9 protein-coding genes are annotated in these 13,433 nt (G+C 30.6%); 5 read left to right on the forward strand and 4 right to left on the reverse strand.

Features of this window, described 5'->3' with window-relative positions; all coding sequences use genetic code 11:
- Position 1 precedes the first annotated feature (1 nt).
- From mads6 to UEQ13_RS11145, 4 genes are read right to left on the reverse strand one after another with little or no spacing between them, the layout of a single operon-like run.
- Complete coding sequence (gene mads6 / locus UEQ13_RS11130; RefSeq protein WP_329806419.1) at positions 2–4,465, reverse strand: methylation-associated defense system protein kinase MAD6; 4,464 nt, start codon at positions 4,463–4,465, stop codon at positions 2–4.
- Positions 4,450–5,856, reverse strand: a complete 1,407-nt coding sequence (gene mads5 / locus UEQ13_RS11135; protein WP_329806420.1) for a methylation-associated defense system restriction endonuclease subunit S MAD5 — start codon at positions 5,854–5,856, stop codon at positions 4,450–4,452. The genes mads6 and mads5 overlap by 16 nt, the downstream gene beginning before the upstream one ends.
- A 6-nt stretch (positions 5,857–5,862) precedes the next feature.
- Positions 5,863–7,872: a methylation-associated defense system DNA methyltransferase MAD2 gene (gene mads2 / locus UEQ13_RS11140; protein WP_329806421.1), complete on the reverse strand. Its 2,010-nt coding sequence runs from the start codon at positions 7,870–7,872 to the stop codon at positions 5,863–5,865.
- Positions 7,865–8,593: a DUF6577 family protein gene (locus tag UEQ13_RS11145; protein WP_329806422.1), complete on the reverse strand. Its 729-nt coding sequence runs from the start codon at positions 8,591–8,593 to the stop codon at positions 7,865–7,867. Before UEQ13_RS11145 ends, mads2 begins: the two co-directional genes overlap by 8 nt.
- A gap of 144 nt (positions 8,594–8,737) precedes the next feature.
- Between UEQ13_RS11145 and UEQ13_RS11150 the strand changes: the two genes are divergently transcribed.
- The 5 genes from UEQ13_RS11150 (at position 8,738) to UEQ13_RS11170 (ending at position 13,432) form a co-directional block, all read left to right on the forward strand.
- Positions 8,738–9,790, forward strand: a complete 1,053-nt coding sequence (locus tag UEQ13_RS11150) for a hypothetical protein (protein WP_329806423.1) — start codon at positions 8,738–8,740, stop codon at positions 9,788–9,790.
- 6 nt (positions 9,791–9,796) lie between these two features.
- Positions 9,797–9,928, forward strand: a complete 132-nt coding sequence (locus tag UEQ13_RS11155; RefSeq protein ID WP_329806424.1) for a hypothetical protein — start codon at positions 9,797–9,799, stop codon at positions 9,926–9,928.
- A 33-nt stretch (positions 9,929–9,961) separates the two neighbouring features.
- A complete protein-coding gene (locus UEQ13_RS11160) occupies positions 9,962–11,422 on the forward strand; it encodes a ComEC/Rec2 family competence protein (protein ID WP_329806425.1) in 1,461 nt (486 codons plus the stop codon).
- Positions 11,423–11,717: 295 nt separating this feature from the next.
- Positions 11,718–12,503, forward strand: coding sequence for a type IV toxin-antitoxin system AbiEi family antitoxin domain-containing protein (locus UEQ13_RS11165; protein WP_329806426.1), 786 nt, complete (start codon positions 11,718–11,720; stop codon positions 12,501–12,503).
- On the forward strand, positions 12,494–13,432 hold the full coding sequence (locus tag UEQ13_RS11170; RefSeq protein ID WP_329806427.1) for a nucleotidyl transferase AbiEii/AbiGii toxin family protein: 939 nt from the start codon (positions 12,494–12,496) through the stop codon (positions 13,430–13,432). Before UEQ13_RS11165 ends, UEQ13_RS11170 begins: the two co-directional genes overlap by 10 nt.
- Position 13,433 lies beyond the last annotated feature (1 nt).

Genomic DNA, 13,433 nt, shown 5'->3' on the forward strand with positions numbered 1-13,433 from the left:
GTTAAAAAGTTACGGGTTCAATGTGAATATGATTGGTATTATCTTTTTTAATAGTATAGAAAGTAATATTGTCTCGTGTTACAACTATTTCATTGTAACTTAAATTCTCAAGCAAATTTTTAAAGACAATTAATTCAATGAATTTACCTTTTAAATCATTTAGAGATGGACTAAATCCTTGTTCAATAAAATATAGCATCTCATATAAATCAAGTGAAATAGTTAATCGAATGTGTTTCTCTTCTTTATGTCTGAAAATAAGACTGTCCGGTTCATACTCTAAGTACTTAACCAAGTGTTCCGTTTTATTAACAAACAATTCAAAATCATTCAACTTGAACAATTTAAAAGACTGTCCAATTGCGTCTTTAACATCCGAAGAAGATAAAACCAAACTATCTTTATCCAAATTTTCGTTATTACAACCTTCATTTAATGAAACAGCTCTCGAGATACTTCGCTTAATTGACTCTTCGTTATTCGAGCTTTTAAGTATATTAACAAAAGTAAACACTGAGTGATACGGCAATCTTAAAAGATAGGAGGGCATTTTAAGCAATTCAAATGTTATCTCATCTATAAAACTAGTTTCTATCAATTCTGCTTTCCCTTCAAAGTATTGATGTCTAACAAAACTTTTATGTTTATCCTTAATTTCATGAATAACTTCCGAGGTTTGTTCATGAGCTGGGATATAGAGTTTATTAGCATTAAACACCTCTAATAAAGAGAATTCTCTTTCTGCAAATTCAAGATAATTTTTCGACAAATGTTTGCCGAAAAACAAATCCTTATCCAAATGCGGTATTGCTACTTCACCAATATCGGTTTCTCTTAATAATTTAATAAGTCGGTCTTGATTAGCACTATCCTGCACAGAAGGATTAGTAATATTGAAATAATAATATTGCCAATATTTTTCCGGTTCATTATCGGTTAATTGGGTTAAAGATTTTAAATCCTCACAAGAATAATCACGTGTTAAAGTATAGGCTATTAAAGACCTCATATCCCTCATAGTAACATGAAGTTCTCTTTTTAAACTAACCGTTTTAATCAACCATTCCATTCTCGAAATAATGGTATCACCTGCAGCGCTATCATTAAAACTATCTACATTATATTTTATAAAACATTCTTTTGCCAAAGAACAGCCGTCACATTGTTTCCAAAGATCCTTTTTAGTGAGTGCTTTAAACTGATTACGAAACAAACTGCCGCTTTCGTCATTTTGGGCAACTACTGAGCGCAAATTCAAATTTACTATCATTACACCTTCTGGCAATTTGGCATGTCCTTCTTCGTAAAAGTAATTTTCAATTGTAGTAGCTAGTTTGGAGTGTTTAGCTGAAGTGGTTAAGAACTCAACTAATCTTCCTTCATTAATAGCAATGATTCTTCCTTCCTTTGCCTGGTTATAATTTGTTAATCCTTCAAAAGGAGAGAAGAAAGTATCTAAAACTTCATTATTGATATTGTTTTCTTCATCTTGTGAACCATCATAGTTACTTTCAAAGACCACACCATTAATTTTAAATTTAGCGCCATTTCTATGAGAATACTGAACAACTTCTTTTACATTGGAGTCATTCTCTATTTTTTTAATAAAAGCAGTTTTTCCATCACCGGCATTACCAGTTATGATTAACAGTTTGTATTGACCATCAACAATAGCAGGAATTAAGCTTTTGTCCAGTTTTGTAGGTGTATAGGTAAGGTCATCAAATTCACTAGAATTAAAGTTTACTCTGGTTCCAGAATTCCCATAACGGGATTGACTGTACAACGAGTTCAAATAATCAACAATATTTGCACCTTCTACACTTATTTTAAAGGCTTTAATTTTATCCTTATTGTTATCGAAAAGGAGTTTAATACTATCATAAACTCGGTCAATATTACCTGCAGTAAAAGACTTGGCGCCGCCCTTCCAAAAAACATCACTGATTATAGTCTCATCATCAACTTTTAATAATATTTTAATAGGATTTGATAAATCAATAGTAGTCTTGTAATTTTCAAGTTTTGTTTTAAAACGCAGAAGTGCATTTTCAACAGCTTCGTGTAAATCAACATAGGTTGTCATTTTATCATACAACTTCAAATTGAATGAACTTCCTTGATGGATAATCAATTGGGTATGATATAATTTATTGCGAACACTAACACCATCTTCATCAGTAGGTGTACTATCAAGCAATCGGTCTTCTAATAAAACTAACGCATCATACATTTCTTTTGCAGAAACAAAGCGCTCTTCTCGGTTTGTCCCAATTGCTTTAAGTAGAAAGTTAGCAAATTCATTAGAGATCCTTGGCTCTATTTCTTTTGGATTATTTGAGGTTTTACTAATTAGAGGCATTTTACCTGGATGCCAAGGATATTGTTTACAAATCAATTCGTATAGTGTTACACCAAGTGCAAAAGTATCAGCAGACAAATCCCAATTTACTTTGTAATTATCTGTAATTAAATCGGGAGCTAAATAAGGATTTGTTCCTACAAAATCTTTGTTTTCAGCACTTGAAGAAGCAACATTAAAATCAATAAGGACAAATCGGCTAGAATTATCCCAAATAATGTTGTGAGGTTTAATGTCACGGTGCATTAAAGGATTTTCTTTAGATTGCATAGCAATCAAAGCAGATAATATATCTTTACCAACTTGATAAACGTTATGGATAGGCAAACGAGCATCGGTGCGTGTGTAATTACTAAGGTTTTCTCCTTCAAGGTACTCCATTACAGTAAAGAATTGTCCGCTAGCAGACTCATCATTCCATATAAATTTTACTATGTTGTTATGATTCAAATCTTTTAAAGCTTCATACTCATCCTTTACAGAAGAAAAAGTAACACTCTCATTAAATAGTTTTAAAGTGTAATATTCATCCTGAATACGATGTTTTACTTTAAAAACTTTTGAATAGCCACCTTTACCCAATGTTTCATAAATAGTATAAGTTCCAATAGTATCACCTTCCTTCAACTCTGCATAATCATGTGTTGAAGGTACAGTTATAGATGGTATAGGTTTAGGGTGTTCAGTTGAAGAACTCTCAAGTGAATGTAAGATAAAATCCTCTAAAGCATCTACACTTTCAATACGGGTAGTGTCGTCTGTTTGAATAGTTTTATAACAAACCTCATCCAACCATTTTGGTAAATTCGAGTTAAGTTTCGTAGGTAATTTTTCATTTGGTAATTTACCACCCAACTTATCTAATTCATAAGGGCTTTTAAACGGTTCAACATTAGTAAACAACCAGTATATCAAAACCCCTAAAGAATAAATATCGGATGCTTGATTAGCATCACCAACAGTTAATTCTAATGGATGATAAGCTGTAGCATTATTAACGTTAATTGTAGGCATCACAGTGTAACCTTCATCGCTATGATCTATAAAGTAAGATTTACCAAAATTTCCTAGATAAGCATAACCACTACTCAAATAAATGTTATCTGGATTAATATCTCTATGAAAGATATTTTCCTTATGTGCTTCCTTCAAAGCAACCATAACGTTTCGAATGATATTTATTTTTTCTGGAAAAGTAAACGTTTTATGTCTTTCTTCAGAACGAAGTGAATTTTCTTCAAGAAAATCGGTAATTTCATAAAACAAATGATTCTCTTCATCAATTCTAAATTCTACATTAAGGATAAAAGGCTTTGCTTTAATTTTACTCAAAGCATTATACTGATTTTTAATACGCTCTTCTCGATTTTGTAGCTCTTCTTTAGAAAGACCACTAACTTGAAGCGAATATTCTTTAATGCGTCTTCTTACGTTAGAGTTAATGCCTTTAGGTTTTACCAAATATTCTGTAAAATTGGGTTCCTGTTCCAGAACTTCAACAATCTCATAACCTTCAACTTCACGTTTTTCATTAGGTGATTTCTTGCTCTGTTGTCCAGTCAAAAAATCAACAATATTTTTTTGAATCGAAACAATATCATCTTTTACTTTTCCAACACTGTAAGGGTTAGTAATAAATTCAAGCAATCGAGTATTTAACTCAAATGTCAACTTTTGTGCCTCTTGAGAAATAATCGGTTGATATGAATTCTGATAAGAAAGTGTAACCACATTCATGATCCAGGCTTGCCCCCAATTAGAGTTTTCTTCTTTTAACTTAGAAGCCAAAATAGCAGTTTTTTGACGCCCCGTTTTCAAAGGATTCGGCATCTGTCGATCATTCAAATACCAATAATTATCATCTCCTTCAATACGGCCTTTCCAATCCTTGTTTTCAATATTAAAAACAGCATGAGGAGCTACAACGATAAGGTCATATTCCCAGTACTGAGTTCTATTGTTTCGCGGATTAGTTGAAGCAATTTCTACATTTGGTATTAAGAAATAATTCTCTGGAAGATTTACTTCAAGAAAATCCAATAACCGCTTTTCACCATTATTAACGACTGACTCAAAATAAGGTGGTTTTAAGATTTTTGCCATGATTCTATTTCTGTTTCTATCAATTTAATAGCATTAATTTCTTTTTCCGCAGCTAAAGCTAATTTTTCATAACCCTCTATAACTTTTTCAGCAATTTTTATCATTGTGCTTTCATCCTTACAGGGAATATTTATGTTCTTCATTAATTCCCAATTTGGGTACATTAAATTTGTACCATAAACTAAAGTTCTCAATATTCTGAATCCTCCTATACTTTTTAATGCAGTAAATAAATAAGCTGCATAAATTAAATTTTTAGGCCTTATTTTGCCTACGACTTCGGATAGAATTTTTCCTTCAAAATTTTTGTATATTAATTGGGGTCTTAAAAATATTTCATTTTCACCTAATGTGCCCGCAGATGGAATTATTACCATTCCTGTCTTGGCAATTTCACTATCCTTAATATTTTTTTTTATTACTTTTTTATAAATTGGTTTTCGCTCATGAATATCACCTTGAGAAATTATATCTAAACCAATAATATTAGAACCTGACACTCTTTTAAAAAAACCGCCCATACCTCTTGTTAGACCTTCTTCTGATACAAAATCTTTAAATAAAATACCTGGTTTACTATTCCAAATATCAATAATTTGTCTAGCTCTCAATGAATGATTTCTTGCTTTGATTGTCTTTGTAAATAGCTCAGATTTATTTACTATGAAACCTGTTTGAATAGCATTTTCACTTTGAGCAATTTGATTTAATAAATAACTTATATTGTTGTTGCTATGAAAATCATTTTCAGCTTCACTAAGTAGATTATTTGCTTCACTTTGCAAATTAGATGCTTCTTTAATTAAATTATGTATTATTATTTGTTTTGAATCAGGAATTAATGGTATTGGTAAATCTACAATATGATTAGGCTCAATGTGCTGAATAACTGCTCCATAAGTTCCTTGTGTTAATAATGAGTAACCGTATTTTGAACTCAGAAAAGCATACAAGTATCCTGATTGTATTTTTTTATTAGCAACAATCCTCATAATATGTTGAGAGGCCGTTTTATTGTGAAAATCAACATTTGAAAAAACTGTTTTACCTATCGTACCTGAACAAGAAACTAAAATCCAATCTTTTTCAATCTTTAATGAGTTAATATTTTTAGAAAGTTTTTTCGAAATAAATTTTAGCCCATTAAGGTCCGTCTTAAGCATATCTGAGCTTCCCATGAAAGGTATTCCTTTCTCTGGATTATCAACATAATATCTCTTAAAACGAGCTCCATTGAATATTTTATTTGTCACATTTTGTAACGGTTCAATATCATAAGGACAATTATTAATCATTAATTTAGTAACCCTGCCCTCGGACAAATGATACGACGCATCAAGTCTTAAATCACTTTCAGAAAACCAGTTATTTTTAATATTTAAGATTTTCATATACTTTTAATAATTACAAAATTTAAGGTAAGCTTCGGTTATTTTTGGTAAATCATCATCCAGTTGTTTAATTTTCTCTTTTCTTCTTTTTACTAGATAGGTACCATCTTTTTTGGTAAGTAAATATTCAGTTATAGTATCGAATAATAATTCAGCTCCATCTTCATCTCTGAGATAAATTGGATTCCCTCTTCTATCTTTACCTAACTTATCAGCTATTGCCATAAATACCTCATAATCCTCTGTACTATCTTGAGCTAATTGTATTGCCAATTCTGTCTTCTTTTCTAAAAACAATAAAGAAGATTGTACGCCAACTTGAGGTAAAAAAGCTTCTACAGCTAAATCTACAGAGGCCAATATTTTAAATTTATTAAGAATCCATTCTCTTACCTTATACATATTAGGATTTCCTAATATACCATCAGGTAATACAATAGCCATTTTACCTCCTGGTTTTAAATAGTCATAACAGGCTTCTATAAATAATACTTCTGGTGCATCACTATACTCTGAAAGAAAATAACGTTCCGCAACTTCTTTCTCAACTTTTACTTTGGCACCAAAAGGCGGATTAGTAAATATCATATCAAAAGTACCACGAGCATCATTAAAATACCTTTCTTCAACATCACCCATTACTTCCAAACTTCGGTTTATAGCTGTTTCAATTTTAGCAATCTCTTCCGGGTGATCCCATTTTGGGTAAGCAAGGGAGTTAACGTGAAATACATTAGCATGCCCATCACCAGCCATCACCATATTCATTCGAGCAGCTTTTTTCAAATCAGGGTCAAAATCAAATCCAAATATGCTGTTTTCTGCATATTCTTTTACACGCACATTAACTTCAAAAGAATTGTATTTAGCCATCAATAAAGGTCCGTTTAAATCAGGATACAATTCTTGGGCTATTTGTTTTCTAACATGTTCCAATACCATCACAATGAACCCCCCAGAACCACAAGCTGGGTCCAAAACACGGTGTTTCTCAGTTGGATTTAACATCTCAACCATTGCTTTCACTATATTTCTTGGTGTAAAGAACTGTCCAGCTTCTTGTTTCAAAGTATTACTTACAATGGTCTCATATGCCATTCCTTTAACATCAATAGAAGCATCCAAGAAAGAATATTTAGCTAGCTCACCTGCAATAAAGGCAACACCCTTATCCGTCAATTCAATTCCTTCATTTCCTGTAAATACTTCAGAAAACATAGAGTTATCTTTTAGTTTTTGGAAAATGGCTTTTATACGTTCAGCAACCGCTTTTCTACCGGCTTCAGTATTTTGTTCTTTTACACCAACCCAAAATTCTCTTCGATAGCTAACATCCGTTTCAATAAATCTTCGTTTTTCATCATAGAGTTTACAGAAGATAAGGTTTAATAATTGCCAAAAGGCATCTTTCTTTCTTCCCTCATTCCCATAAATATAATCATGAGCTCTTTTAAATACTTTAATCAATGAATCATTTGCAGGTTTTCTACTGTAAGAACGGTCAGCTCGGTCAATATCTGCCAATGTTTCTCCTTCTCCAGGAAAATCAGATAAATCTGTAAACTCAAAATCATAACCTATAGCATCATCTTCCTTTTGAAGAAAATGATAACTCGAACCATTAGCCCACAATCCAAAATGACAACTTTCAACAGCAGCCATAGCATTTTCAAGAGTAGCGGTTAATCCTTTTTTAGAATCGGTTTCTTTTATTTTATCATCTTGAATAACACAAATTCGAATGATGTTATCTTGTGTATGAGTTGTACCTTTTTCAAAAACAACCAATTCTACTTTCTGTTTTTTGGCTTTTCCATTATCAGGATCAATAAACTCGATTTTAAAATCTCGTTCCATATCATCCAAATCAAAACCATATTCTTCATTTAGCATACGAACAACCGATTGAAGATTCACTTCGGCACTGGTAGCTTTCTTAGCTTCAGATGTTAACAAACATAATACTTGATTATCTTCTAAAATTATTTCTTCTTGGGTAACAGTTTCGTTAGTCATTATTTATTGTTTGTATAAGTTGTTCAATTTCTTTTCGTTGGTCTCTTCTAGCAGCATAGCGAAGAAGCTTATTTTTATTTACATTGTATTTTTTAAAAGCACTTTCAAAAATTCCCTCAATTGAATACCCCAAAGGTTTCAAATAATTTTCAGAAAGTAACCAGGCATTAACTAAAACACCTTCTAAAGTTGGTAGTATATAATCGCCATTATGTTGCAATGGTGTTTCTGAAATCAAAGAATACAATAATATCACATCATTTTGCGGAAGAATATAGCGTTGAATAATTTCAATATTTGGCTCTAAATAAACAGGCTTGCTAATTGATTGCATTTGATTAAACAGCTCAGCAAGATCATCTTTCTGTACTAATAAAAAAGTAGTCCGTTTTTCACTTTCTTTCTCAAGAATTAAATCAAGAATTTCAGTATCCCAAACGACCAATTCCGAAGAAACAAATGATTTGGTTTTATTGTAAATCCTTTTTGTCTTTAGATTCACCTCTGGATTAAACTCAGGCTTAAAATCAAAAGTATACAAACCTCTTCCAGTTTGATAGATAAGATTTTCAGCTTTTAACTGATTGATTTTCCATGATATAGTACTAGTTGACAGCTCGGGAAAAAAGGTAGAAAGGAACAAAACCAGTTCTTTTGAAGTGATAACGGTTTGTTTTGAAAATTTTTCTTTTATAGCAAATGCTAATTCTATATTTCTCATATAAAGAGTTAGATTCATCAAATATAATAAATTATTTTTAATTTCAAAACTTTGGCAAATATATTTTTATAATGCCAATATTTTGATTATTATTGTACTCAGATAAAATTTTCATTTAGGTAGGAATCAATTTATAAACTAACAATGAGTGATTTAAGCATAAACATATCAAAACATCCAATAAAGCAATCTGCAGATATCGCAAAATTGGGGAGTAATGACTTAAAAAATCCAAATTCAACAATTTTTAAAAATCTTAATGATTATTCTTTAAATAAGAATAATAATCATTTTGATAAAATAGTAGATTCTTTAAAATTTTTTCCGGCATTTGCAAACTTAGTTACAAACATAAATCAACCATGGCAAAAATTTGAAGTCGTATTCCCAAAAGGGATTTTAGAAAAAATTAATTCAGGTGAATTATCTTTTGTAAAAAGCACTAAAGCATCCGATGAATTAGTAGCGTTTGTAAGAGACAATAAAACAAATTCAATTGCTGCTCAATTACGAATTAAGGATATTTCAGAAGCTGCTGATATTGAAAAATGGAATAATATTTCTACTTCACTTCAAAATATAGCTGTAATGCAGCAATTACAAACAATTACAAAAATATTAGAACGTTTCGAAGAACAATTAACATTGATCGTTCAAGAATTTAATAATGATAGAATTGGTAAAATACAATCGGGATATAGTGATTATTTAATAGCACTACAGACAAACGATATTCAAACTAAAAAAAACATTTTAACAAATGCGTTAAGCAAACTTACAGAAGGGAGATCTCAATTAATTGAAAGCTTGAAAACCAAAGTAAATCTAATTTCAAATAAACCAACTGGCTTTTGGTCTTCATTTTTCGGTAGTTTAACATCTTGGAAATACAAAGAAGTTAACGAAAGCATAGGTAATGACATTGCAACTAATATGTTCTATATTCAAAGAGCTACTCAGGTAATAATGGCTGTAAAACAGGAATTAGGAGAACCCAGTGGTATGATTCAATCTTTAGCTGATTATAGTGATGTTATTAATTTTATGAAAAAAAATAAGACAATTGAATCTCTATCAGAATGGCATCCAAAAATAAATTGGAGTGTTGCAATTTCAACAATTCAAGCAAAAATTAATCAAATACCTGAGTTTCAGAAAATCAAAAATTCAGGTATTATTTTAAACTTAAATAAATAAAACATTATGTTCAAAGGAACTAAATCTCAAAGTGGTGCCGATGCTGGTAAAATTGTTCAAGCTGTTATAGCAACGGCAATAACAATTTTATCAGCAGTCTTTGTAAAAAAGAAAATTAATTCTAAAAAAAATAAATAGAAATAATTCCATAATAGAAATAAATTTACAAACATGTCATTTAATCAAGAATTCACAATACATCCTGTAGGACAAGGCTTATTTTATAGTGGAAAAATAACACATAATAACCAAGTTAAATTCCGAATGGTTTTTGACTGTGGTAGCATTACAGCTGGTGCAGGTCAAGAAGAAGTTGAGTTGTATCGGGATGCAGATTTTTTGGGCAAAAAAGTTTTGGATTTATTGGTTATATCTCATTTTGACCAAGATCATGTTAATCATATTGGGAGATTATTAGCTGATGGAATTAAAGTTAAAAAGCTAGCAATGCCTTTTATTTCTTTTTCAGAAAGACTTTTCCTTGTTGCAAAATTCATTGATTTAAATGACGGTTTTAATCCAGATGATGATTTCTTTATAAGATTTGTAATCGACCCATTAGGAGCAATGAATGAAAATCTTGATGGAGATTCAGAAATTTTTCTAATTGAAAATGGACCAGATGAACCAATTCCTTTAACTAAAAATGGTTCATTTGAATCACAAGAATCAGGACCAAACAATAACAATGAAGAGAGATTTGACTTTTCTTTTGACAATAAAGAACCATTTACAGAACACTATTTAACATCCAAATCTGAATTAAAAATATTTAAAATTAAGGATTCCGAAAAAGGAAGTATAATATCTGCCAACTACATCAAGCTAATGGAGTTTTTATTTTACAGAAGGACTGTTGGTAAGGATGAAGAAAAATTCTATGACAAAGTAAAAGAATTATTTTTTGAGAAATTTTCAATTGATTCCAACATTGATGAAGTTAATCATTTGGATGAAATTATGTCCGATGTAAAGAAAATAGATTCCGGAACAAAGATTAAAGATATATTTAAAGAAGCTAAAGAAGTAGATGGGTTTGAAAAATTTAAAGGTTTAGACATTGTTGATTTAAACACTACTGCACTATCTCTTTTACACAAAAACCTTGATGGAATTTTTCTTTTTGTTGGTTGTCCTGTAGATACCTTTAGACGTCATTACTACGATATGTTGAATCATTTTGTAATAAATGGAATAACTCATATACAAAAATTTATTTCTTCTGACGGTTCAAGAGTAGAAACACAAAACTTTCATAACACATATCCGTTTCCATATTATTATGATAATAATCCCACAAATAATTTTATTTATCCAAATGTACTTCTAACTTCTGATTCATTTTTACTTACTGAGGAACAAGTAAGTGAATTTATGAATCACTACAGAAATCATTGGGATGATTATTGGCTATTTCAAATTCCACATCATGGTTCTGAAAGAAATAGTAACGGAATATTACATTCTCTAATTCCAAAAAAAACAAACAATTTTATAAATTATGGCATTGGTAACAGAGATAACCATCCATCTTCTAATGTAATTAATTCTTTAGTTACTTCAGGAAATTCAGTTAAACTAATATCAATAAATCAATTTTCAGGCATTCGTTTTAATCTTAATATTAGTTAAAATTAATTTAGTTATTAATAAAATCATTTTATTTTTTCAAAATAAAAATCCTATTCTGTCTTTAGGAGGCATTCTCACTTTTATAGAGAGTATGGTTCCTTTTACTTTAATAGATAAGCATATGCTTATAGTTAATCAACGTTTGGTATGTAAACAGTCTAATGTTTTATAAAAATTTAAATAAACAGATAATAACGGCGATAATCGCCGTTTAAAATAATTTATGCAAATTAATTAATTTACATTATCTTTGTATACCGGCGATGAACACCGCAATAAGCTAAATTATTAAATTATGGCTGTAAATGTAATACGTAGAAAAGAATTGTATGAAATAATGCCTGAGGGTTTAATAACTACTCGTAAATGGCTGATGGAAAACAATTTCACCCGACATGCAATAGATAATTTGGTAAAAAGCAATCAACTTGAATCTATAAGTAAAGGGGTTTATGTTAGAAATGCAAATAAATTAACTTGGCAATCAGTGGTGTATTCCTTGCAATTTATATTGAAAACCGATTTAGTTGTTGGTGGTCTAACAGGTCTTGAAATGCAAGGGTTATCTCATTACTTATCATTATCTGAAACCAAAGTAGTACATTTATTTGGAAATGATATACTACCAGATTGGACAATAAATTTAGATTTAAAAATAAAATTTGTTAGACATACAACCAATAGTTTGTTTGATAAAAACCTTTTAGAAAATAATCAAAAACAACTTTTTACAATAGAAAGAGAGTGGGATAATGAAAATAGAAAATTAATCATATCATCACCAGAAAGAGCATATCTTGAAGTATTGTTAAATGTGCCTCAGAAAACTACTTTTGAACACGCAGATCAATTAATGCAAGGGCTAACAACCTTGTCGCCAAGAAATCTACAAAAAGTATTAGAATCGTGTAAAAATATAAAAGTAAAACGACTTTTCTTTTGGTTTGCAGACCGCCAAAATTATGTTTGGTTGGATAAAATAAATCGAGAAAGTATAACATTCGGTTCTGGAAACAGAATGATAATACAAGGCGGAAAATTAGATAATAAATATAAAATAACAGTTCCAGAATGGCTTTAGACGCAAACAATATATACCGCAAACAAGTACAACTTTTGGTTCGTGTTTTACCATTGGTGGATACTGAAAAATGTTTTGCTTTAAAAGGCGGAACCGCAATCAATTTGTTTTACAGAGCATTGCCTCGTCTTTCAGTTGACATCGACTTATTGTATATCCCGATGGATGATCGAGAAACTGCATTAATAAATATTAGAGCTGCATTATCTAGAATCAGTAAATTGATAGAACAAAAAATACCTGGAACTAAAGTACAAAATACGCACGACCAAAGCGATGCATTAAGATTAATAGTAAGTCAAGATGAAATTCGTATTAAAGTAGAATTATCTCCAGTTATTAGAGGAACTGTTTTTTCAGAAGTTAGAATGGAAGTAGTCGAAGAAGTGGAAAAAGAATTTGGATATGTTGAAATGCAAGTAGCATCACACCCTGATTTATATGCAGGAAAACTCTGTGCCGCTTTAGACAGACAGCATCCTAGAGATTTATTTGATGTGAAATTTCTTCTCGAAAATGAAGGCTTAACGGATGATTTAAGAAAAACATTCTTAATATTTCTAATAAGCCATCAACGCCCAATGTCGGAACTCTTGGCACCAAATCGAAAAGATATTAGTGAAATTTACGAAACAGAGTTCAAGCAAATGGCTGAAATAGATGTTCCATTAGAGCAGTTGGAAGAAGCGAGAGAAAATCTAATTCATCAAATCAATTCTCAAATGACAGAAAATGAAAAGAAATTTCTTTTGTCTTTCAAAAACAAAACTCCTGATTGGAATTTACTAGAAATTGAAAATGTTGATGTAATTGCCAATCTTCCATCAGTACTTTGGAAAATGATAAATCTAGAAAAAATGCCAACTCAAAAGCATAAAGAAGCATTCAACAAATTACAAAACATTTTATTTCCAGAACATAACATTTAGT

The sequence above is a fragment of the Flavobacterium facile genome (assembly GCF_036321945.1).
GTDB classification, from domain to species: Bacteria; Bacteroidota; Bacteroidia; order Flavobacteriales; family Flavobacteriaceae; genus Flavobacterium; species Flavobacterium facile.